The sequence below is a fragment of the Cronobacter muytjensii ATCC 51329 genome (genome assembly GCF_001277195.1).
Classification (GTDB): Bacteria; Pseudomonadota; Gammaproteobacteria; order Enterobacterales; family Enterobacteriaceae; genus Cronobacter; species Cronobacter muytjensii.
The window spans coordinates 593,791-616,265 of the sequence record NZ_CP012268.1 but is presented as its reverse complement, the minus strand read 5'-3'; the positions used below and the strand labels follow the sequence as shown (position 1 = coordinate 616,265).

Sequence of the window (22,475 nt, the reverse complement as noted above, 5' to 3'; positions counted from 1 at the left end):
TGGTAAAGGTTGACGATGAAAGGTCGCTCAAACAATCCAATTAGTGCCACCACGTCATACCCTGTAAAGTCGCCGCCGCGATAACGATATAGCGCAGCGCCTTGCCAAGGCACAGAAAAAAAATCACCCGCCCCCAGGGCAGCCGCAACCACCCCGCCAGCAGGCACAACAGATCGCCGACCAGAGGCAGCCAGCTTAACAGCAGCGCCGGCGCGCCGAACCGTTGCAGCCAGCCCTGCGCCCGCTCCTGCCAGCGCGACGACTCGCGCAGTGGAAACAGCCGCCCAAGAATAACGTTAGTTAACCCTCCAAGGCTATTACCTATTGTTGCGGTTAATACTAACAGCCAGGGGGTACTTTTCGCGCTTACCAGCAACGCCACCAGCACCGCTTCGGAACTGCCCGGCAGCAGCGTGGCGCTTAAAAAACTGCTGGTGAAGAGCGAAAAGAGTGACAGCGCGTCGCTCACAGCAGACGCACATCCACAGCGTCCATTCCCGCCAGACGCGCCGCTTCAAGCCCGAAATCCGCGTCTTCAAACACCACGCATTTTTCGGGCGCGACGCCCATTAGCGTCGCACAACGCAGAAACGTATCGGGAGCGGGTTTGTGATGCTGTACATGATCGGCGGCAACCACCGCGGTGAAATAATGACGCAGGCCGAGATGCGCCAGTAGCGCCTCTGCCATCGCGCTTTCGCTGCCGGTGCCAACAGCCATCGGACGACGGCCGTGCCACGCTTTGACGACGTCAATCAACGGCAACGGACGCACCGTATCAAGCAGCATCGCCTGCACCGCCGCGGTTTTTTCGCGCGCCAGCGCATGAGGGTCAAGGCTCGCCTGATTAAGCTCAATAACGGCCTGAGCGATTCGCCAGGTAGGCGAGCCATTCAGGGCGACCATTGCCTGCTCATCAAACTGCATGCCGTAGCGACCGAGAACGTCGCGCCAGGCTTGCCGGTGCGTGGGCTCGGTATCGAGGATAGTGCCGTCCATGTCAAAAATCAGCCCGTCGTAACGCTCGTACATCATGCCCTCATTACCTGACCGCAAGGATTGTTACTTTAGCTTAAACCATTAATTTTGTCGCTGTTAAGGGTGACGGCAGGTGCGTTTGAGGCAGGAAAAGTACCGTGCGAACTGGATTGCGGGAACAGATAATGCGTTATGCCAGATAAAGGCTTTAACAAGAGAAGGGGGAGACGCATGCGGGAGGATTATTCGGCTTCGCCTCACCCTGACGGGCCGCTGCTGAAGCAGCGTTATCCTCCCTGGATTTCGCGATATGTATCGCTCACCAGGTCACGGCATCATTACAGATAGCGTGGAGTAATATGGTGCATCCGGGAGGATTCGAACCTCCGACCGCTCGGTTCGTAGCCGAGTACTCTATCCAGCTGAGCTACGGATGCATCGGGGATACTGCTGTACTGCGGATTCACGGCATCATTGCTGATAGCGTGGAATAATATGGTGCATCCGGGAGGATTATTCGGCTTCGCCTCACCCTGACGGGCCGCTGCTGAAGCAGCGTTATCCTCTCTGGATTTCGCGATAAGTATCGCTCACCATGTCACGGCATCATTACAGATAGCGTGGAGTAATATGGTGCATCCGGGAGGATTCGAACCTCCGACCGCTCGGTTCGTAGCCGAGTACTCTATCCAGCTGAGCTACGGATGCATCGGGATTTACTGCTGTACTGCGGATTCACGGCATCATTGCTGACAACGTGGAGTAATATGGTGCATCCGGGAGGATTATTCGGCTTCGCCTCACCCTGACGGGCCACTGCTGAAGCAGCGTTATCCTCCCTGGATTTCGCGATATGTATCGCTCACCAGGTCACGGCATCATTGCTGACAACGTGGAGTAACATGGTGCATCCGGGAGGATTCGAACCTCCGACCGCTCGGTTCGTAGCCGAGTACTCTATCCAGCTGAGCTACGGATGCATCGGGATTTACTGCTGTACTGCTGATATTAGTATCGCTACGAAAGCCATACTAAGTAAGAGATGGTGCATCCGGGAGGATTCGAACCTCCGACCGCTCGGTTCGTAGCCGAGTACTCTATCCAGCTGAGCTACGGATGCAAAATGGCGGTGAGGGGGGGATTCGAACCCCCGATGCAGCTTTTGACCGCATACTCCCTTAGCAGGGGAGCGCCTTCAGCCTCTCGGCCACCTCACCACACGCCTCTTACGAGTGCTTCGAAGAGCTTGTTTCGTCTCATCGTCGCTGCGTGGCGCACATATTACTTTCTGGGACTTATAAGTCAAACAATTTTTCCCGACTCTGTATCGTTTGCACATTTACCGCCCAATCCGCCTGCTTTACCAACAAAAAGACTGTTTTATCAACGTAAATACACAGACACGACGAGGCACAGAGCGTAATAAAAAAGAGGGCGAGCGCGTTGGGAAAACCAGAAAAAGCGAGAGAAACAGGAGAAAGGAAGAAAACGAAAAGGGGGGATGCGCCTCGCCTGTGTGAGCGAGACGCGACAACTCAGTAACTGGACTGTTGCGATTTTTCAGCCTGGATACGCTGGTAGATCTCTTCACGGTGTACAGATACCTCTTTGGGGGCGTTCACGCCAATACGTACCTGGTTGCCTTTTACCCCAAGAACTGTCACGGTCACCTCATCCCCAATCATGAGGGTTTCACCAACTCGACGAGTCAGAATCAGCATTCTTTGCTCCTTGAAAGATTAAAAGAGTCGGGTCTCTCTGTATCCCGGCATTATCCATCATATAACGCCAAAAAGTAAGCGATGACAAACACCTGATGTGTAAGCAGTCACGGCATTACATTCTGTTAAACCTAAGTTTAGCCGATCCAGAAAAAATCAACCCGACTTTATCGTTATAGTTCCGGCACAGATAAAGACGCCATAACAACAAAGGGTTATGGCGTCTTTCCTACCGTTTCGTTTTTTAAAGCTTAGCGGCTACCCAGCTCTCAACGCCGCCAAGCGCTGCGGGCAGCACCGCGGCATCGGTGCCGCCAGCTTGCGCCATATCCGGACGTCCGCCGCCTTTTCCGCCGACCTGCTGAGCAATCATGCCCACCAGCTCACCCGCCTTGACGCGGTCCGTCACATCTTTTGACACACCCGCGATCAGAGAGACTTTGCCCTCCGCCACGGTAGCCAGCACGATCACTGCGGAGCCGAGCTGATTCTTCAGATCGTCAACCATAGTGCGCAGCATTTTCGGCTCCACGCCAGTAAGCTCGCTTACCAGCAGCTTAACGCCTTTGATCTCAACGGCTTTACTGCTGAGACTGGCGCTCTCCTGCGCCGCCTGCTGTTCTTTCAGCTGTTGCAGTTCTTTTTCCAGCTGACGGGTACGCTCAACCATCGCGCGAACTTTATCGTTCAGCGTCTGGCTGTCGCTCTTCAGCAACTGAGAGAGTTCGTTCAGGCGGTCATTCTGGGCATGAACCAGAGACAGCGCGCCTTCGCCAGTTACCGCTTCGATACGGCGCACGCCTGCGGCCGTGCCGGATTCAGAAACGATGCGGAACAGGCCGATATCGCCAGTGCGCGACGCGTGGATACCGCCGCATAGTTCGGTTGAGAAATCGCCCATGCTCAGTACGCGAACGCGGTCTTCATATTTCTCGCCGAACAGCGCCATCGCGCCTTTCGCTTTGGCTGCTTCCAGGTCCATCACGTTCGTTTCAATCGGCAGGTTGCGACGGATCTGAGCATTCACCAGATCTTCTACTTTACGGATCTCTTCCGGCTTCATCGCTTCGAAGTGGGAGAAGTCGAAACGCAGGCCTTTGTCGTTCACCAGCGAGCCTTTCTGCGCAACGTGGGTGCCGAGCACCTGGCGCAGCGCGGCATGCATCAGGTGCGTTGCCGAATGGTTGAGACGAATACGGTCGCGACGCGCGTGGTCCACTTCCGCTTTAACGCCCTCGCCCACTTTCAGCACGCCGCTCGCGAGCTCGCCGATATGTCCAATCGCCTGGCCATATTTCTGGGTATCGTTCACGGCGAACGTGAAACCGTTGCCCTTAAGCTCGCCTTTATCGCCAACCTGGCCGCCGGATTCCGCATAGAACGGGGTCTCGTCCAGCACCACCACCGCCTGCTGGCCCGCGGTGACCTGGTCAACGGATTTCCCGTCGATAAACAGTGCGGTGACTTTCGCGGTCAGTTCGGTCTGATCGTAGCCTTTAAATTCAGAGGCACCGTCAACGCGGATCATCGCGTTGTAATCCGCGCCGAAGCCGCTGGATTCGCGTGCGCGACGGCGCTGCTCTTCCATCGCCGCTTCAAAGCCCGCTTCGTCAACTTTGATATTGCGCTCGCGGCAGACGTCCGCGGTCAGGTCGACCGGGAAGCCGTAGGTGTCATACAGACGGAAAGCCGTTTCGCCATCAAGCGTATCGCCCTGAAGCTTCGCCAGCTCTTCATCAAGCAGCGCCAGGCCACGCTCCAGCGTGCGGGCGAACTGCTCTTCTTCGGTTTTCAGCACCTGCTCAACCTGCGCCTGCTGACGTTTCAGCTCATCGCCCGCAGAACCCATTACGTCCACCAGCGGCCCAACCAGCTTGTAGAAGAAGGTGTCTTTGGCGCCAAGCATATTGCCGTGACGGATAGCGCGACGAATGATGCGACGCAGCACATAGCCGCGGTTTTCATTAGACGGGATCACGCCATCGGCAATCAGGAAAGCGCAGGAGCGAATATGGTCTGCGATAACACGCAGAGATTTGTTGCTCAGATCGGTCGCGCCGGTCACGTTCGCGACCGCATGGATCAGTTTCTGGAACAGATCGATTTCGTAGTTAGAGTTAACGTGTTGCAGCACCGCAGCGATACGCTCAAGGCCCATGCCAGTGTCCACGGACGGCTTCGGCAGCGGTTCCATGGTGCCGTCAGCCTGACGGTTAAATTGCATAAACACGATATTCCAGATCTCAATATAGCGATCGCCGTCTTCTTCCGGGCTACCCGGAGGACCGCCCCAGATGTGGTCGCCATGATCGTAGAAAATTTCGGTGCACGGGCCGCACGGGCCGGTATCGCCCATCTGCCAGAAGTTATCAGACGCATAAGGCGCGCCTTTGTTATCGCCGATACGAATAATGCGTTCGCGCGGGATGCCGACCTCTTTTTCCCATATTTCGTAAGCTTCGTCATCGGTCTCGTAGACGGTCACCCACAGGCGCTCTTTCGGCAGGTTAAACCACTGCGCGCCGGTCAGAAGCTCCCAGGCATACTGGATAGCGTCGTGCTTGAAGTAGTCACCGAAGCTGAAGTTGCCCAGCATTTCGAAGAAGGTATGGTGGCGGGCGGTGTAACCGACGTTTTCCAGGTCGTTGTGTTTACCGCCGGCGCGCACGCAGCGCTGCGCAGTTGTCGCGCGGGAATAATTACGCTTGTCGAGACCAAGGAACACGTCCTTGAACTGGTTCATCCCGGCGTTAGTAAACAGCAAAGTCGGGTCGTTGTTCGGGACCAGAGAGCTACTGGCGACTACCTGATGTCCCTTGCTATGGAAAAAGTCGAGAAACGCCTGACGGATCTCAGCGGTGCTCTTGCTCATAATTATCCTGAAATCAAGCTAACGAAATGTATCGCCCGGGTGGCGCAGCGAGCTGCCGCCAGACAAGGCTTAACGGAAAAAAGTGGGAATAAGATAAGTTTTCTTTACAGGGAAGTAAAACCCCGCATGGGGTCATCACTCAAAATTTCGGTAGATCGCCTGGATATCTTCCATGTAATAGCCGCGATACAGCAAAAAGCGCTGCACTTTCGCTTTTTCCGGAAAGGTGCGCGGCAGCGGCGCGCCGAATTTACGCTCGGCCTGTTCACGGGCCTGGGTTTCCCAGTCAACTTCGCAAGCGGCAAAGGCGGCATCGCACGACGGGCGTGAAATGCCTTTTTGCTGTAGCTCCTGACGAATACGCTGCGGGCCGTAGCCTTTGTGGCCCCGGCTCGCAATATAGCGCTCGGCAAAATGCTCGTCATCAAGATAGCGCTGCTCATGGCACCAGGCGATGACTTTTTCGATATCTTCAGGCGTCGCCTGCGCCTGCTCATCCTCATTTTTCCCCGGTAGCACGGCGCCAAGCTTGCGGCGCAACTCCTGCTCGCTGTGGTCACGCATGGCGAGAATACGCATCGCGCGGTCAAGGAGACGGGAACAGGCGGAACGGCGGGGAGTAGCGTCAGTCATAGGCGTAAATAGTTGGGACAACAGAAAAAGTAAGGGCTGCATCAGCAGCCCTTGAGATTAAAACTCTTCGTTGTTTTCTGCAACGCCGTCATCGTTATCGTCGACGGTGAAGTCAGGCGTAGAGTCCTGGTTGTTAAGCAGCATTTCGCGCAGCTTCTTCTCAATTTCGTCAGCCATCGGCTTGTTCTCTTTGAGGAAGTTGGTCGCGTTAGCTTTACCCTGACCGATCTTCTCGCCATTGTAGCTGTACCAGGCGCCTGCTTTCTCAATCAGCTTGTGCTTCACGCCCAGGTCAACCAGTTCGCCGTAGAAGTTGATGCCTTCACCGTAGAGGATCTGGAATTCCGCTTGTTTAAACGGCGCAGCGACTTTGTTTTTCACCACTTTCACGCGGGTTTCGCTACCTACCACTTCTTCGCCCTCTTTCACCGCGCCAATACGGCGGATGTCGAGACGCACGGAAGCGTAGAATTTCAGCGCGTTACCACCGGTAGTGGTTTCCGGGTTACCAAACATCACGCCAATCTTCATACGGATCTGGTTGATGAAGATAAGCAGCGTGTTGGAGTTTTTCAGGTTACCGGCCAGCTTACGCATCGCCTGGCTCATCATACGCGCCGCGAGGCCCATGTGAGAGTCACCGATTTCACCTTCGATCTCCGCTTTCGGCGTCAGGGCCGCTACGGAGTCGACAACCAGCACGTCCACCGCGCCGGAGCGCGCCAGCGCGTCACAGATTTCCAGCGCCTGCTCGCCGGTATCCGGCTGAGAGCAGAGCAGGTTATCGATATCTACGCCAAGCTTACGGGCGTAAACCGGATCAAGCGCGTGCTCCGCGTCGATAAACGCACAGGTTTTACCGGCGCGCTGTGCCGCGGCAATAACTTGCAGCGTCAGCGTGGTTTTACCTGAAGATTCCGGGCCGTAGATTTCCACGATACGCCCCATCGGCAGACCGCCCGCTCCCAGCGCGATATCCAGGGAGAGAGAGCCGGTGGAGATCGTTTCCACATCCATGGTGCGATCTTCACCCAGACGCATGATGGAGCCTTTGCCGAATTGCTTTTCAATCTGGCCGAGTGCTGCCGCCAACGCCTTCTGCTTGTTTTCGTCGATAGCCATTTTTACTCCTGTCATGCAGGGTGAGCCCAATTGCGCCACGCTGCGAATGTGTTTCGTTGGTGCAATTATACTGTATGAGCATACAGTATCAAGTCTTTTGTATAAAATGTTGCCACAGGGTTTGCAGTGCGAATGCGGTCGCCTGGCGGCGCACGGAATCCCGATTGCCATCAAAGCGTTGCAGTTGCGCCTCTACCCTTCCCTGGTTGTCGGCGAAGCCAAACCAGACAGTGCCGACTGGCTTGTCTGCGCTGCCGCCGTCCGGCCCTGCGATACCGCTGACGGAAACCGCGTAAGACGCCGCTGCCGCGTTCAGCGCGCCCTGCGCCATTTGCCGCACAACCGGCTCGCTGACCGCCCCATGCGCCGCAAGCGTCGCGCCATCCACGCCGATAAGTTGTTCTTTGGCCTCATTACTGTAGGTCACGAAGCCGCGTTCAAACCAGGCGGAACTGCCGGCGATATCGGTAATGACTTTCGCCACCCACCCGCCGGTGCAGGACTCCGCCGTCGTCACGGTCGCGCCCTGCGCCTTCAGCGCAGCGCCAAGCTGCTGACTTAACTGCATTAATTCGTTATCTGTCATGACGGCTCCGATTGTAAACGTAACCCCAGGCATCCCACAGCGATTTTTAAGCGTTGCAGGCAGTTACATCGGGTTTTACGAGGCGAATTCAAGGTTTGCGGCACGGTTTATTTCCCCGCCCGTACAGGCGGGGAAACGGCTTACTGCACCCTGGCGAGCGCGACCGCCTGGCCGAGTTGCCAGACCGCCATCGCGTAATGCGTGCTGTGGTTATAGCGCGTGATGGCATAGAAGTTCGGCAGTCCGTACCAGTACTGGTAGCTGCTGCCGATATCGAGACGCAGAAGGCTCGCCTCGGTGTGGTTGCCAAGCGGCTGCTGCGGCGTTAAGCCCGCCGCCGCCAGCTGGCCGACGCTGTATTTGGTTTTAAAGCCGTTCTCCAGCTGCGGCGCCTGGCCGTTAGCCGGGACGGCCACCAGATCGCCCTTCACCCAGCCGTGCTGCTGGAAGTAGTGCGCGACGCTGCCGATGGCGTCTTCCGGGTCCCAGAGGTTGATATGCCCGTCGCCATTAAAGTCCACGGCATACTCTTTATAAGAGGACGGCATAAACTGACCGTAGCCCATCGCACCGGCAAAAGAGCCTTTCAGCGCGAGCGGGTCATCGCCTTCGTCGCGCGACATCAGCAGGAACGTCTCCAGCTCAGCGGCAAAGTAGTCGGCGCGGCGCGGATAGTTAAAGGCGAGCGTCGCCAGCGCGTCGATGATACGGGTTTTACCCATCACGCGGCCCCAGCGGGTCTCGACGCCGATAATCCCGACCACAATCTCCGGCGGTACGCCGTAGACCTGCCAGGCACGGTTCAGCGCGTCCTGATACTGATTCCAGAACGCCACGCCGTTTTGCACGTTATCCGGCGTGATGAATTTATTGCGATAGCGCAGCCAGGCGCCGTTCGGTCCCGGCGCAGGCTGAGTGGTCGGCGCCTGGCGATCCATCAGGCGCAGCACGTAATCAAGCCTTTTCGTCTGCGAGATGACTTCCTGCAACTGCTGGCGATTAAACCCGTGCTTGCTGACCATCATATTGATGAAATTTTCCGCCGCCGGGTTACCGGCGAAATCCCCGGCTGGCAGCAGCCGGTCGTGCTGAGGCTGGAGCAGGAAACCGCCCTGGCTTGCGCCTGCGGTCTGGGTGGCGGCGGGTTGAGACTTAGGCTTGCTGCTGCAGGCGGCGAGCGCCATCATCAGCGGCAACAGGGCGACATAGCGACGCTTTAACATGAGATATCCATATGGCTGTTCAGAACGAATGGCAGTAATGGTAGATCATCCTGTGCCAGGCGAGGAAGCGCGACGCAAAGGCGCAGGCGAGAAATCTCGTCGCCTGCGCGCGCTATCAGAGCACTTTGCTGAGAAAAGCCGCGGTGCGCGGGTTTTGCGGGGCGGTAAAAAGCTGCGCGGGCGGGCCTTCTTCCTGGATAACGCCGCCGTCGATAAAAATCACGCGATCGGCCACTTCGCGAGCGAAACCCATCTCATGCGTGACGATAACCATCGTCATGCCTTCTTCAGCGAGATTCTTCATCACCGCCAGCACTTCGCCAACCAGCTCCGGATCCAGCGCCGAAGTCGGTTCGTCAAACAGCATGACCGACGGGTTCATCGCCAGCGCGCGGGCGATGGCCACGCGCTGCTGCTGGCCGCCAGAGAGGCTGGCGGGCCACGCGTCGCGCTTATCACTAAGGCCCACTTTGGCGAGCAGCTCTTCGGCGAGCGTCACCGCCTGCGCGCGCGTCATCCCTTTCAGGCTCATGGGCGCCATAATGAGATTTTCCAGCACCGTCATATGCGGGAAGAGATTAAAGCGCTGGAACACCATGCCGACGCCTGCGCGCAGCAGATTTACGTTGGCGTTGCGGTCATGCACCGCGAAACCGTTGACGATAATCTCGCCCTGCTCTGCCGTCTCCAGCGCGTTAAGGCAGCGCAAAAACGTGCTTTTCCCGGAGCCGGATGGCCCAATCACACAGACCACTTCCTCTGGTTTTATGTCGCAACTGATGCCGCGCAGAACGTGGCTTGCCCCAAAATGCTTATGCAGATTATTAACGTGAATCACTTTTGCCGAACCTCTTTTCCAGCCGCGCCACCAGTTGCGATAGCAGGAACGTAATCACCCAGTAGACCAGCGAGATGGTCAGGTAGGGCTCCCAGTAAGTCGCGTACGCCCCCGAAACGGTGCGCGCCGCGTAGGCAAGATCCGCAAGCCCAATGGCGGACGCGAGCGACGAGTCCTTAACGATGGCGATGGCGTTATTGCCAAGCGGCGGCAGAATGCGGCGAAACGCCTGCGGCAGAATAACTTTGCGCATGGTTTTCCACCACGGCATGCCGAGCGCCCGTGAGGCTTCCATCTGCCCGCGGTCGATGGACTGAATGCCCGCGCGGAAAATCTCAGACACATACGCGCCGGCATTAAGCGTGATAGCCACGATGCACGAGAGAAACGCGCCGTAGTCGGAGCGCAGCATCCGGGCGAACTCGCTGGTCATCAGCCCGCTTTCCACCAGCCAGCCGTCACGCGGGTTGATAAACAGCGGCACCAGCGCGAAATGCACCACCATTATCTGTACGAACAGCGGCGTGCCGCGAAACGCGCTTACATAAAAGCGCACCGGGAACTGCACCAGATAGCGCAGCACAAATTTCCACGGCCCGTGTTCGGCGTGCGCCATTCGCCCCAGCCCGAGCGTCAGGCCCCACAGCGTGCCGAGTATCACGCAGATAATGGTGCATTTGATGGTCATCCAGGCGCCCTGCATAAAGAGCGGGCCATACTCCTGGATTATTTCCCAATGAAATCCTGCCATGTCCATTTCCGAAAAAGAGGCGGCTGACGCACTGGGTCAGCCGCTAAAAAAACAAACCGAAAGGCGTGATTACTGCGCAGGCAGCGTCGGCACGTTATCGTCAAACCAGGCCTTGTAGATTTTCGCATACGTACCGTCAGCAACGATTTTCGCAAGCCCGGCGTTGATTTTATCGCGCAGCTCGTCATTGCCTTTGGCGACCGCAATGCCGAAATACTGGCGTTCAAATTTCGCGTCCGGCACCAGCTTAAACTGCTTTTCCGGGTGCTGTTTGATGTAGTATTTCACGACGCCCACATCGCCCACGGCGGCGCTGACGCCATCTTCAAACAGTTCCTGTAACATCAGCGGCGTGTTGTCGAAGCGCTTGATAGCCGTGTTGTTCTTGCCAAGAGTATCTGACACTACGATATCGCCGGTGCTCGAATTCACCACGCCGACTTTTTCATCTTTCAGCGCGGCAAGCGAGGTCACTTTTGAATCCGCCGGCACGACGATGGACTGCTCCGCCGGGAAATACGGTTTTGAGAAATCGACCATCTGTTTACGTTTATCGGTGATGGTAATGCCGGAAATAATGATGTCGCGATCGCCAGAGCCGAGTGTGGCGAAAATCCCTTCCCACGGCGTATTCACCAGCTTCACGTTAAAATTTTCCGCTTTGGCGATGGCCTTAATGATGTCGATATCAAAGCCTTCCAGCTGCTTCTGGCTGTTTTCAAATTCAAAAGGACGATAGGTGCCGCCCGCGCCGACCACATAGGTCTCCTGCGCGGCGAAAGCGCTGCCCGCAAGGGCTGCCATTAATACACCGGCTTTAAGCAGAGATTTCATCATGTTCGCAACCCTCATTTTTATGCACTCAATATGAATAAAAATACATAGATTAGTCAGGGTGCGCAACAAGAATATATTCTCAGCATACCGCCTTGCCCTGCCAGTTCTGGTAGTCAAGCGCAGCGGTGGAGCCGCCGATAACGGCTCAATGGCTTTCAAAGCAAGGGGCTGAAATGAAAAGACATCCTGTGCAGTCGAGAACGTTTAAAAGCGCGGGTTACGATCCGACCTGTTCAATTATGGAAATTGAGTACGCCAATGGACGCGTAGAGCAGTTTCTCGGCGTGCCGGCGAAAACCTGGCAAACCTTTCTGATGAGCAACGAGAAAGAGAGCTGGTTTAACAGCAACATCAAGAGCAGCTTTTTTAAAGTCTCGATCAGTTGATGTGAAAATAAAGGCATAAAAAAAGCGTGGCGAGCCACGCTTTTTTATTGCCGTAAAAGGCCGTTAATCAGAAGGTTTCCCAGTTATCGCCGCCCGCAGGCGCGGCAAGCGCGGGTTTGGCTGTCTCAACGCGGGCAAGCGGCGCGGCGCCACTCGTCTTCGGCGCGCTGACCAGGCCGCGCGAGACCTTAAAGGCCGCCACCGCCTGACGCAACTGCTCCGCCTGATCTTCAAGCGCCGCCGCCGCCGCGGCTGATTCCTGCACCAGCGCGGCGTTCTGCTGCGTAACGCTGTCCATCTGCGACACCGCAAGACTCACCTGCTCAATGCCGCGGCTCTGTTCATCCGACGCCGAGGCGATTTCGCCCATGATATCGGTCACCCGCGTTACCGCCTGAACAATCTCTTTCATCGTATCGCCCGCTTCCTGCACCTGTCCGGAGCCAGTATCGACGCGGTTAACGGAGTTTTCGATAAGCGCTTTGATCTCTTTCGCCGCGTTGGCGCTGCGGCTGGCGAGCGTGCGGACTTCGCCTGCGACCACCGCGAAGCCGCGTCCCTGTTCACCGGCGCGCGCCGCTTCCACGGCGGCGTTCAGCGCGAGAATATTAGTCTGGAAGGCGATACTGTCGATAACGCTCGTAATATGCGCAATCTGCTGCGAGCTTTCGGCGATGGATTTCATGGTCTGCACCACATTCTCCACCACGCGGCCACCTTTATCGGCCGTTTCCGACGCGTTTTTCGCAAGCTGCGACGCCTGACGCGCGTTATCGCTGTTCTGTTTCACGGTTGCGGTCAGCTGCTCCATGCTGGCGGCAGTTTCTTCCAGCGACGCGGCCTGCTGTTCGGTGCGCGCGGAGAGATCGTTACTGCCTGCGGAGATTTCGCCCGCACCGGTATAGATCGATTCCGAGCTGTCGCGCACAGCCGTCACGGTGCCGGCTAACGCGTGCTGCATCTCCTGAAGCGATGCGGCAAGCTGGCCCATTTCGTTGCGTCCTTCCGCCACGATCGGGCGCGTTAAATCGCCGCCTGCGATGGCGCGGATGTGCTGCATCGCATCATGCAATGGCCCCAGCAGCAGATGGCGTAAGCCCTGCCAGATGGCAGCGATCGCCAGCACCACAATGAGCGCGATAACGCCGAGCGTCCAGAGCATTCCGGTATAACTCTGCTGGTTTTCCTGGGCCGCGGCCTGCAGCAGCGTGGTGTTCTGCGCGCGCCACGTGGTATAGACCTCTTCCATCTCGTCCTGCGCTTTCTGGGCATCAAGATTGCCGTAAGCCTCGTAATTATTCGCGCCGAGATAGCCGATGGACGCCTGAAGAATGTCATGCAGCGCCTGATATTTTTCCGCTATCTGGTTCGCCGTCGCGTCATCCTGTCCTGCCAGGCGCGGCGAGGCTTTATAGAGCGCAAAATGCTTTTCCGCTTTGCCAAGTGAGGTGGAAGCCGTCGCCAGCAATTTATTGATGGCGGCAAGAGACGCCGGATCGCGCTGGTTTTTCAGAAAGCGGATCGCCACGCGGTTTACGGTAACGCGCGTTTTTACCAGCGTCTGAAAACTGTCGCCAAGTTGTTCCTGCTGATAGTTAAGTAAATTCGCATTCTGGAAATTATTACGGTCATTATTGACCGCCGAATAAAAAAGGCTTCCGGTGACCATTTGCAGCAGCGTAAAGGTCAGCAGAATAATAATAATCCCGCTAACCACTTTTATATTTTTAATCATCATTAACCATCCCGTGAACGAAGCGCTATTGTGAAACTGTTATCGGAATGGAATGCGCAAACTTTATCCACTCCACTGAAATATGCGAGCGGCACCATGATTTAAAATTAAAAGAGTAAAGTTGCCGCGCTTTGGCCGATAGTAAAGGTAACCTTTTACCACGCGTTACGCTCCTGAATGTCCCCTGCCGGGTTCAAAGGAGGAAATATGAAAGAGCTGAACAGTTTCGGTCAGTATGTCGGCCAGCCTGTCGCGGACTGGAAACCGCGCGAACTGCCGCACAAGAAAATCTTCGCCGGGCATTTCTGCCATCTTGAGCCTGCCAGCGTGCGGCACGCGCTGGCGCTGTTTCACGCCTGGCACAGCATTGACGATACGCGCGACTGGACGTACCTGACGGACGATCGCCCGCCGACGCTAAAAGCGTGCGAAGACTATTTACGCCGTCAGGAATCCGCGACCGATGCCTGGTATTTCACGGTGCTGGAGAATATCAGCGGCCAGCCAACCGGCACGCTGTGTCTGATGAATGTGGATAAAACGCATGGCGTCATTGAGATCGGTAATGTTATCTGGTCTCCGTCCATGAAAAGAACCAATTACGGCACCGAGGCCATTTATTTATTACTGACGCATCTTTTCGATGAATTAAAATACCGGCGCTGCGAATGGAAAACCGACGAATTAAATACGCCCTCGATTCAGGCGGCACAGCGTCTCGGTTTTATTTATGAAGGCACGTTCCGGGAATGTCAGGTGCGTAAAGGGCGCAACAGTAATGTGAACTGGTATTCGATTGTCGAAGCCGAATGGCCGCATCACGCCAAAGCGCTGCGCGCCTGGCTGCGCCCGGAAAACTTCAATGACCGCGGGCGGCAAATTAAACATCTGGAGGAGTTTAAGGATAAATAACGTCAACCGATGAGACAGTAAATCCTCATGCGCCTGCGTTGCTGCTATAGGTAAAACGGCAGTGTTATTTTTATTGACTGATAACACTGCCTGTAAATCAGCGTTATTCGCAGGCCGCAATCACCTTGCTGTGCTTGTCATAAGCCACAGAGCATTTTTTGGCGGTTGGCGGAACAATCAGTTCAACGGTCTGCTTCGTGTTCTTATAGCGGCATATAAAATAGAGCGAGGTTTTATGCTCCCTGGCCTCATCCTGATAATCAGGCAATGTCCATACCGTCTCCCGGTCGTTGTCCGGCATCAGATCCACTAACTCTTTCGGCGGCCCGACGAACAGGCTGGCATCATTTAAGGCATGGGTTTTATCCTGCGCCGTCGGGTATGGCGGACACATCGTTGACGTTGCCTGAACGCCACTCACGGATAAAAACAGCCCTGCGCTCAGCAACAGCGTCTTACTCCACAACATAGTAGTTATCTCCGTTGTTTTCCGCGCGGGGCGCTTTGTGAAAACGGATGGTGCGTTTGCTGACCGTGTGCGGTGTCGCGACACGTTCACCCGTAGGCAATGTTTTGTGCGTCATCCACTGGTCCAGCACCTGTATTCCGGAGGCATCCTGGCCGAGATAAATCGCCGCGTGGGAACGTCCATCAGTATGGTTGCCATAGCGACCATCCGCATCAAAGGTCGCAATCGCCGTACCGGGCGCGATCTCCGTATTGCCTTTTACTAACGCGCCCCGTTTCCATGCAACGGTACGCGGCATATTCGCCGCTTTTTGCGTGAATGCCACACACTGACCACTACCTACAGACTTACCGACGTACGCTGACGGCGTACTTGCGATATATGCCATGAATTAACATCCATCCACAAAGTTAAGTGGGCCATTCTGCCGCTAATGTAAAGTTATGCAAACGGAGGATTAGCGCTGCGCTTAAATTAAGATAATTCCTAGCAACAGGCGTGTTTTTTATAAATCTATCAGCCGCTTACTGGGCATATGCGTAACGCCTGTTGCACTGCCCGCACGTATCCGGGCAGGCTTACGGCGGATGGCCCCGGCGTCATTTTTCCCACCCGTCTTATCCTTTGTGTCGCTTTAAACCACACTGGCCCTGCCTTTTGTTTTCCTGCCAAAAAGAGTCCGTTATCATGCTGCCTGCGTTTTCAAAAAACGAAATGACGTTTGCGCTGTAACTATCCCGGCTTACAGGCAACAGACTGACAAGTTACCCGTTATCTGCATTTAAACGCAGGGTAATCCGCCGCAATGAGACAACGTGACACTCGATAATAATAACTAACATCACTAACTCATTAAAATTTAAGCAAATGGACATCATAAAACGATGAGCACAAGCGAAACCTTTGACGCCCACACCCCCATGATGCAGCAGTATCTGAAGCTCAAGGCGCAACACCCTGACATTCTGCTGTTCTATCGCATGGGCGATTTTTACGAACTCTTTTATGACGATGCGAAACGCGCATCGCAGCTGCTGGATATTTCGCTGACCAAACGCGGCGCCTCGGCGGGCGAGCCTATTCCGATGGCGGGCGTGCCGCATCACGCCGTGGAAAACTATCTGGCGAAGCTGGTTAACCTTGGCGAATCGGTCGCGATTTGCGAACAGATTGGCGATCCGGCAACGTCAAAAGGCCCTGTCGAGCGCAAAGTGGTGCGCATCGTGACGCCCGGCACCATCAGCGATGAAGCGCTGTTGCAGGAGCGTCAGGATAACCTGCTGGCGGCCATCTGGCAGGATGCCAAAGGCTTTGGCTATGCGACGCTTGATATCAGTTCCGGGCGTTTTCGCTTAAGCGAGCCGCAGGACCGGGAAACGATGGCCGCGGAGTTGCAGCGCACCAACCCGGCGGAGCTGCTATATGCCGAAGATTTCGCTGAGATGGGGCTGATTGAAGGCCGTCGCGGCCTGCGCCGTCGCCCGCTCTGGGAATTCGAACTGGAAACCGCGCGCCAGCAGCTTAATTTACAGTTCGGCACGCGCGACCTGGTAGGCTTTGGCGTTGAAAACGCGCCGCGCGGGCTGTGTGCGGCGGGCTGTCTGTTGCAGTACGTGAAAGACACCCAGCGCACCAGCCTGCCGCATATCCGCTCGATTACGATGGAGCGCCAGCAGGACGGCATCATTATGGATGCCGCCACGCGCCGCAATCTGGAAATCACCCAGAATCTGGCAGGCGGCGTGGAAAATACGCTGGCCTCGGTGCTGGACTGTACCGTCACGCCGATGGGCAGCCGCATGCTCAAACGCTGGCTGCACATGCCGGTGCGCGACGTCAGCGTGCTGCGCAACCGCCAGCAGGCGATCGCGGCCCTGATGGAATACAGTGCCGACATCCAGCCGGTGCTGCGTCAGGTGGGCGATCTTGAGCGTATTCTGGCGCGTCTCGCGCTGCGTACCGCGCGCCCTCGCGATTTAGCGCGTATGCGCCACGCCTTCCAGCAACTGCCGACGCTCAGTACGCTGCTTGCTGATATCGACGCCGGGTATGTGCAAACCCTGCGCGGACAGATGGGCGAATTCGCGGAACTCCGCGACCTGCTGGAGCGCGCCATTATTGAAGCGCCGCCGGTGCTGGTGCGCGATGGCGGCGTGATAGCGCCCGGTTACCATGAAGAGCTCGACGAATGGCGAGCGCTTGCCGACGGCGCGACCGATTATCTCGACCGGCTGGAAATTCGCGAGCGTGAAAAGCTCGGCATCGACACGCTCAAAGTGGGCTTTAACGCGGTACACGGCTACTTTATCCAGGTCAGCCGTGGGCAGAGTCACATGGTGCCAATCCACTACGTGCGCCGCCAGACGCTGAAAAACGCCGAACGCTACATTATTCCTGAGCTGAAAGAGTACGAAGACAAGGTGCTGACCTCGAAAGGCAAAGCGCTGGCGCTGGAAAAACAGCTCTACGACGAACTGTTCGACCTGCTGCTGCCGCACCTGGCGGAGCTGCAAAAAAGCGCCGCAGCGCTGGCGGAGCTGGACGTGCTGGCGAACCTCGCCGAGCGCGCCGACACGCTGAACTACCACTGTCCGACGCTCACCGACAAACCGGGCATTCGTCTGGTGGAAGGCCGTCATCCTGTAGTGGAGCGCGTGCTGAACGAGCCCTTTATCGCTAACCCGCTCTCGTTAAGCCCGCAGCGCCGGATGTTGATTATCACCGGCCCGAATATGGGCGGTAAAAGCACCTATATGCGCCAGACAGCGCTGATTGTGCTGATGGCGTATATCGGCAGCTTCGTGCCCGCCGAACAGGCGGAAATAGGCCCTGTGGATCGCATCTTTACCCGCGTGGGCGCGGCGGACGATCTGGCATCCGGGCGCTCGACGTTTATGGTGGAGATGACCGAAACCGCCAATATTCTGCATAACGCCACCGAGCACAGCCTGGTGCTGATGGATGAAATCGGGCGCGGGACGTCAACCTATGACGGGCTTTCACTCGCCTGGGCGTGCGCCGAGAGCCTCGCCAACCGTATTAAGGCGCTGACGCTGTTCGCGACGCACTATTTCGAGCTGACGCAGTTGCCGGAAAAAATGGAAGGCGTGGCGAACGTGCATCTGGATGCCATCGAGCATGGCGATACGATTGCCTTTATGCACAGCGTGCAGGACGGCGCGGCGAGCAAAAGTTATGGCCTGGCGGTCGCCGCGCTGGCGGGCGTGCCGAAAGAGGTGATTAAGCGCGCGCGCCAGAAGCTGCGCGAGCTGGAGAGCCTGTCCGGCAATGCCGCGGCGACACAGGTAGATGGTACTCAGATGTCGTTGCTGGCTGCGGCGGAAGAGACCAGCCCGGCGGTTGAGGCGCTGGAAAATCTCGACCCGGATTCGCTGTCGCCGCGTCAGGCGCTGGAGTGGATTTATCGTCTGAAAAGCCTGGTGTAGCGTGTGGATGGCGTATTCGTGAATGGCGGGTGCGCTGCGTTTACCCGCCCTACGGTCAGAAAGTTACAGAAGTGTTGTAGGGTGGGTAAGCAACGCGAACCCACCTTTTTATGGCTATCGTTACCCCTTATCCTGCGCCAGCAGCGGCGGCACTGTCGGTACTTCCGGCGCGTTATCGATATCCTCCTGCGTAATCCGGAACGCTTCGGGATAATGCTCGCGGCAGGTGCGGCGCAGCGGCTCGGTGTCGCGCCAGGTGTAAAGGCAGTGCTGACACTGATACACCGTCCAGACGCCTTTGACCGGCGACGTCGCCATAGTTTCGATGGTTTCATCGGCACAACGTGGGCAAATCATCTCGTCTCCTTATTTTTTACGGTTAGCCAGCATGGCGGTCAGTTTTTCCACCCACTGCGGGGTTTCCGGCAGGTCTTTCACCGGCTGGCTGTAGTGGCCGCGGTTGTCGGGCGCGACAGGCGTGGTGGCATCAATAATCAGTTTATCGGTAATGCCTGCCGGGCTTGAGCCCGGATCCAGCTCCAGCACTGACATATTCGGCAACTGCACCAGATCCCCCGCCGGGTTGACCTTGGACGAGAGCGCCCACATCACCTGCGGCAGATCGAACGGATCGACATCTTCATCAACCATAATCACCATCTTCACGTAGCCAAGTCCGTGCGGCGTCGTCATCGCCCGCAGCCCGACCGCGCGGGCAAAGCCGCCGTAGCGTTTTTTGGTGGAGATAATCGCCAGCAGCCCGTGGGTGTACATCGCGTTGACCGCCTGCACCTCCGGGAATTCCGCTTTCAGTTGTTGGTAAAGCGGCACGCAGGTAGCCGGCCCGATCAGATAGTCGATTTCCGTCCATGGCATGCCAAGGTAGAGCGATTCGAAAATCGGTTTGGTGCGGTAAGAGACTTTATCGATACGCACTACCGTCATGTTGCGCCCGCCGGAATAGTGCCCGGTGAACTCGCCGAACGGCCCTTCAATCTCGCGTTTGCGCCCTTCAATCACCCCTTCCAGAATGACTTCGGAGCCCCACGGCACATCGAAGCCGGTCAGCGGCGCGGTGGCTATCGGGTACGGGCTTTCGCGCAGCGCGCCCGCCATTTCATACTCCGACTGATCGTATTTCAGAGGCGTCGCGCCCATCAGCGTGATGACAGGATCGTTGCCAAGCGTAATCGCGATCGGTAAATCCTCGCCGCGCTCTTCGGCTTTATGCAGATGCAGCGCGATATCGTGCATTGGCACCGGTTGCAGGCCGAGCTTACGCTTGCCTTTAACTTCCATACGATAAATGCCGACGTTCTGCTTGCCGAAGTGTTCCGGATCGAGCGGATCGCGCGACACCACGCAGGCTTTATCAAGATAAAAACCGCCGTCGCCGTCGTTTAAGCGAAACAGCGGCAGGATATCGAACAGGTTAATATCCTCGCCATCAACGCTGTTTTCCGCCCACGGCGGATTGTCGCGATGCTCGGGCGCGACCGGGAATTTATCCCAGCGGCGGATGAACTCTTCGATTTGCTGCTTCACCGGCGTGGTGGGCGGCAGGCCCAGCGAAATGGCGTGGTTTTGCCAGGAGCCGATGGTGTTCATCGCGACGCGCGCATCGGTAAAGCCGCGAATATTGTCAAACCAGAGCGCGGGCGCGCCTTCACCGATGCGTCCGGCCGCGTTGGCGGCAGCGGCGATATCCGGTTCCGCCTGCACTTCTTCGCTGATCCTCAGCAGTTGTCCCTGCTCTTCAAGCGCCTGTAAAAAACTGCGCAGATCGTCAAACGCCATGCGTTTCTCCTCCTCGTGATAAATGGGTGTCAGCGTCTTTCGCGGGGCCAAGCCCCTGCCAGCGGCGAGCGTTGCGGGCGTCGAGCCCAAACTGATCGAGCACGCGGGCGACAATATGGTTAATGATGTCGTCGAGCGACTGGGGATGGTTGTACCAGGCCGGCATGGGCGGCACGATGGCCACGCCCATGCGCGAGAGCGCCAGCAGGTTTTCCAGATGGATTGTGCTGAGCGGGGTTTCACGCGGCACCAGCACCAGCTTGCGGCCCTCTTTCAGCACCACATCGGCGGCGCGGCCCACCAGCCCCTCGGCATACCCGGCGCGGATGCCCGCCAGCGTTTTCATACTGCAGGGAATAATCACCATGCCATCGGTGCGAAACGAACCGGATGAGATGGTCGCCGCCTGATCCGCCGGGCTGTGCACCACGTCAGCCAGTCCCGCCACGTCCTGCCAGGAATAGGGCGTTTCAAGCTCAATCGTGGTTTTGGCCCACTTTGACATCACCAGATGGGTTTCCACCTCGGGCATCGCTTTCAGCGCCTGCAACAGCGCGACTCCAAGCGGCGCGCCGGTCGCGCCCGTCATTCCGACTATCAGTCTCATGCGTTACCTCAATTATTGTTCGTGTACGAACATATAAATTAAAAGTACGCCCGGTTAAGGAAGCTGGCAAGATCGTTCGTATGCAGTCACACTTTTTGTTAAAAACTGCCGCCTTAGCTTTCAGAGGCAGAGCGGTTATGATGGTGAGAAAATCCTGAGCCAGGAGAACGCATGGCCGTTAAACAACACGCGTTTCATTTATTACGTCAGCTTTTTCAGCGGCATACGGCGCAGTGGCAGCTGGCGCTGCCTGAGCTGACCAAGCCGCAATACGCCGTGCTGCGCTCTATCGCCGAAAACCCCGGCATTGAACAGGTGGCTTTGATGGAAGCCGCCGTCAGCACCAAAGCGACGCTCGCGGAGATGCTGAGCCGCATGGAGAGCCGCGGGCTGGTGCGCCGTGAAAGCGCGCCGGAAGATAAGCGCCGCCGGTTTATTTTCCTGACCCCGGAAGGCGAGGCGCTGCTGCGCGCCAGCATTCCGAAGGGCGACGCGGTGGATGAGGCATTTCTGGGCAAGCTGAGCGCAGAGGAGCGCGCGCAGTTCGCGGCGCTTATCGCAAGAATGATTGACGAGGCGTAACGCTATGGCTCGCCCGCGACGCGGGCGCGCAGGAAATCGATAAACCCCCGCACTTTGCCGGAAACATGCCGCGCATCGGGGTAGACCGCATAGACGCCCTGTGCCGGAAAACGGTACGCCGGTAGCAGGCGCATCAGATGCCCCCGCGCCAGCGCGTCGGCCACCAGCCATTCCGGCAGCAGCGCCACGCCGCAGCCCTCCAGCGCAAAAGTCATTAACGCGCCTGCGCTGTCGGCGGCAATGGCGGGCGGGCGCGTGATTTCAAACCGCGCCGGCGCGTTGTCCGGACCGGTGAGCTCCCAGCGCAGCGGGGACGCCAGCCGGGTATGCACCAGCCAGTCAGCCTCGCTGAGCGCTTCGAGTGACGACACCGGGTGGCGCTGTAACCACGCTGGCGAGGCGACAGGCATAATCGCAAAACGCGCGATCAGCGCCGCCCGGTAAGCGGAGTCCTGCAGCGTACCGAGCCGGATAGCGACATCGACGCGCTGCGAAATCAGATCGGCAGGCTGCGATGAGGAGAAATGGCGAACTCGCAGCGCCGGATGCGCGCGGCTGAACGCCGCCAGCGCCGGGCCGACCACATGGCTGGCGTATTCCGGCGTCGTGGTGACGCGCAGCTCGCCGCTAAACCCCTGATGGCTGGCCTGCACTTCTTCACGCAGCGCATCGGCGTCTTTCAAAAGCGCGAGGCTGCGCTGATAAAGCCGCTCGCCGGCGTCGGTCAGCGTCAGGCGACGCGTCGAGCGCAGCAGCAGCGTCACGCCAAGCTCAGCCTCAAGCTGGCGGATATTAACACTCACCACCGCTTTGGTCTGGCCGAGGGCGGCGGCGGCGGCGGTAAAGCTCCCCGCCTCCACGACGGCGACGAAGGTCGCAAGCCGCGTTAAGTTAAGCATCGTCATTAGGCCGATTGTCAAAAAAGTTTTGACAGTATATCAACCCGGACGCGGTTTTTCCTGACGCGCCGGGCGTTTACA

The 22,475-nt window shown here is 57.3% G+C and carries 22 protein-coding genes and 5 tRNA genes; 4 read left to right on the top strand and 23 right to left on the bottom strand.

The features are described from left to right. Positions 1-40 precede the first annotated feature (40 nt). The 16 genes from AFK63_RS02990 to AFK63_RS02915 all read right to left on the bottom strand — a co-directional run bounded on the left by AFK63_RS02990 (position 41) and on the right by AFK63_RS02915 (position 11,561). Positions 41-469: a YqaA family protein gene (locus AFK63_RS02990; RefSeq protein WP_053531554.1), complete on the bottom strand. Its 429-nt coding sequence runs from the start codon at positions 467-469 to the stop codon at positions 41-43. Then, positions 466-1,032, bottom strand: coding sequence for a fructose-1-phosphate/6-phosphogluconate phosphatase (yqaB, locus tag AFK63_RS02985; protein ID WP_038868230.1), 567 nt, complete (start codon positions 1,030-1,032; stop codon positions 466-468). Before yqaB ends, AFK63_RS02990 begins: the two co-directional genes overlap by 4 nt. 306 nt (positions 1,033-1,338) lie before the next feature. Beyond that, positions 1,339-1,415 (bottom strand) — tRNA-Arg (locus AFK63_RS02980). 194 nt (positions 1,416-1,609) lie between these two features. Then, a tRNA-Arg gene (locus AFK63_RS02975) sits at positions 1,610-1,686 on the bottom strand. A gap of 195 nt (positions 1,687-1,881) precedes the next feature. Further along, positions 1,882-1,958, bottom strand: a tRNA-Arg gene (locus tag AFK63_RS02970). Between the two features lie 63 nt (positions 1,959-2,021). Continuing rightward, positions 2,022-2,098 (bottom strand) — tRNA-Arg (locus AFK63_RS02965). 4 nt (positions 2,099-2,102) lie between these two features. Beyond that, positions 2,103-2,195 (bottom strand) — tRNA-Ser (locus AFK63_RS02960). A gap of 318 nt (positions 2,196-2,513) precedes the next feature. Then, complete coding sequence (gene csrA / locus AFK63_RS02955) at positions 2,514-2,699, bottom strand: carbon storage regulator CsrA (RefSeq protein ID WP_000906486.1); 186 nt, start codon at positions 2,697-2,699, stop codon at positions 2,514-2,516. A 244-nt stretch (positions 2,700-2,943) separates the two neighbouring features. Continuing rightward, on the bottom strand, positions 2,944-5,571 hold the full coding sequence (gene alaS, locus AFK63_RS02950; protein ID WP_038868228.1) for an alanine--tRNA ligase: 2,628 nt from the start codon (positions 5,569-5,571) through the stop codon (positions 2,944-2,946). Between the two features lie 135 nt (positions 5,572-5,706). Continuing rightward, the gene (gene recX, locus AFK63_RS02945; protein ID WP_038868376.1) at positions 5,707-6,204 is read right to left on the bottom strand and encodes a recombination regulator RecX; all 498 of its coding nucleotides are present in this window, start codon (positions 6,202-6,204) and stop codon (positions 5,707-5,709) included. Positions 6,205-6,261: 57 nt separating this feature from the next. Beyond that, the gene (gene recA / locus AFK63_RS02940; RefSeq protein WP_007730397.1) at positions 6,262-7,326 is read right to left on the bottom strand and encodes a recombinase RecA; all 1,065 of its coding nucleotides are present in this window, start codon (positions 7,324-7,326) and stop codon (positions 6,262-6,264) included. An 88-nt stretch (positions 7,327-7,414) separates the two neighbouring features. Next, complete coding sequence (gene pncC, locus AFK63_RS02935) at positions 7,415-7,912, bottom strand: nicotinamide-nucleotide amidase (RefSeq protein ID WP_038868226.1); 498 nt, start codon at positions 7,910-7,912, stop codon at positions 7,415-7,417. 140 nt (positions 7,913-8,052) lie between these two features. Then, positions 8,053-9,135: a lytic murein transglycosylase B gene (gene mltB, locus AFK63_RS02930; RefSeq protein WP_038868225.1), complete on the bottom strand. Its 1,083-nt coding sequence runs from the start codon at positions 9,133-9,135 to the stop codon at positions 8,053-8,055. Between the two features lie 115 nt (positions 9,136-9,250). Then, positions 9,251-9,973 carry an amino acid ABC transporter ATP-binding protein gene (locus tag AFK63_RS02925; RefSeq protein WP_038868224.1) on the bottom strand — a complete coding sequence of 241 codons (723 nt, stop codon included), beginning with the start codon at positions 9,971-9,973 and terminating at the stop codon, positions 9,251-9,253. Next, positions 9,960-10,724, bottom strand: coding sequence for an amino acid ABC transporter permease (locus AFK63_RS02920; RefSeq protein WP_038868223.1), 765 nt, complete (start codon positions 10,722-10,724; stop codon positions 9,960-9,962). Before AFK63_RS02920 ends, AFK63_RS02925 begins: the two co-directional genes overlap by 14 nt. A gap of 69 nt (positions 10,725-10,793) precedes the next feature. Then, entirely contained in the window at positions 10,794-11,561 is a 768-nt protein-coding gene (locus tag AFK63_RS02915) for a basic amino acid ABC transporter substrate-binding protein (RefSeq protein ID WP_038868222.1), read from the bottom strand. A 173-nt stretch (positions 11,562-11,734) separates the two neighbouring features. Here AFK63_RS02915 and AFK63_RS02910 point away from each other — a divergent pair, with 173 nt between their 5' ends. Continuing rightward, positions 11,735-11,947 (top strand): KTSC domain-containing protein, encoded by a 213-nt coding sequence (locus tag AFK63_RS02910; RefSeq protein ID WP_038868220.1) that lies wholly within the window; start codon positions 11,735-11,737, stop codon positions 11,945-11,947. Between the two features lie 67 nt (positions 11,948-12,014). Here the strand turns inward: AFK63_RS02910 and tcp are convergent, their stop codons facing one another. Beyond that, the gene (gene tcp, locus AFK63_RS02905) at positions 12,015-13,682 is read right to left on the bottom strand and encodes a methyl-accepting chemotaxis citrate transducer (RefSeq protein WP_038868374.1); all 1,668 of its coding nucleotides are present in this window, start codon (positions 13,680-13,682) and stop codon (positions 12,015-12,017) included. Positions 13,683-13,889: 207 nt separating this feature from the next. On the opposite strand from tcp, the gene AFK63_RS02900 reads away from it, so the two are divergent. After that, positions 13,890-14,594, top strand: a complete 705-nt coding sequence (locus AFK63_RS02900) for a GNAT family N-acetyltransferase (RefSeq protein WP_038868218.1) — start codon at positions 13,890-13,892, stop codon at positions 14,592-14,594. Between the two features lie 103 nt (positions 14,595-14,697). Here AFK63_RS02900 and AFK63_RS02895 read toward each other — a convergent pair whose 3' ends face one another. Both AFK63_RS02895 and AFK63_RS02890 read right to left on the bottom strand, forming a co-directional pair. After that, on the bottom strand, positions 14,698-15,063 hold the full coding sequence (locus AFK63_RS02895; protein ID WP_038868216.1) for an STY0301 family protein: 366 nt from the start codon (positions 15,061-15,063) through the stop codon (positions 14,698-14,700). Continuing rightward, entirely contained in the window at positions 15,050-15,451 is a 402-nt protein-coding gene (locus AFK63_RS02890; protein WP_038868215.1) for a BPSL0067 family protein, read from the bottom strand. Before AFK63_RS02890 ends, AFK63_RS02895 begins: the two co-directional genes overlap by 14 nt. A 496-nt stretch (positions 15,452-15,947) precedes the next feature. Here AFK63_RS02890 and mutS point away from each other — a divergent pair, with 496 nt between their 5' ends. Beyond that, positions 15,948-18,509, top strand: coding sequence for a DNA mismatch repair protein MutS (gene mutS / locus AFK63_RS02885; protein WP_038868213.1), 2,562 nt, complete (start codon positions 15,948-15,950; stop codon positions 18,507-18,509). A gap of 120 nt (positions 18,510-18,629) precedes the next feature. On the opposite strand, the gene AFK63_RS02880 is transcribed toward mutS, so the two are convergent. The 3 genes from AFK63_RS02880 to AFK63_RS02870 are packed head-to-tail and all read right to left on the bottom strand — an operon-like array spanning position 18,630 to position 20,913. Next, complete coding sequence (locus tag AFK63_RS02880) at positions 18,630-18,866, bottom strand: non-oxidative hydroxyarylic acid decarboxylases subunit D (RefSeq protein WP_038868211.1); 237 nt, start codon at positions 18,864-18,866, stop codon at positions 18,630-18,632. Between the two features lie 9 nt (positions 18,867-18,875). Further along, a complete protein-coding gene (locus AFK63_RS02875; RefSeq protein WP_038868209.1) occupies positions 18,876-20,306 on the bottom strand; it encodes a non-oxidative hydroxyarylic acid decarboxylases subunit C in 1,431 nt (476 codons plus the stop codon). Further along, positions 20,296-20,913, bottom strand: coding sequence for a non-oxidative hydroxyarylic acid decarboxylases subunit B (locus AFK63_RS02870; protein WP_071603791.1), 618 nt, complete (start codon positions 20,911-20,913; stop codon positions 20,296-20,298). The genes AFK63_RS02875 and AFK63_RS02870 overlap by 11 nt, the downstream gene beginning before the upstream one ends. 171 nt (positions 20,914-21,084) lie before the next feature. On the opposite strand from AFK63_RS02870, the gene AFK63_RS02865 reads away from it, so the two are divergent. Then, positions 21,085-21,495 carry a MarR family winged helix-turn-helix transcriptional regulator gene (locus AFK63_RS02865; RefSeq protein WP_038868205.1) on the top strand — a complete coding sequence of 137 codons (411 nt, stop codon included), beginning with the start codon at positions 21,085-21,087 and terminating at the stop codon, positions 21,493-21,495. Positions 21,496-21,497: 2 nt separating this feature from the next. Here AFK63_RS02865 and AFK63_RS02860 read toward each other — a convergent pair whose 3' ends face one another. Further along, a complete protein-coding gene (locus AFK63_RS02860) occupies positions 21,498-22,394 on the bottom strand; it encodes a LysR family transcriptional regulator (protein ID WP_038868372.1) in 897 nt (298 codons plus the stop codon). Positions 22,395-22,475 lie beyond the last annotated feature (81 nt).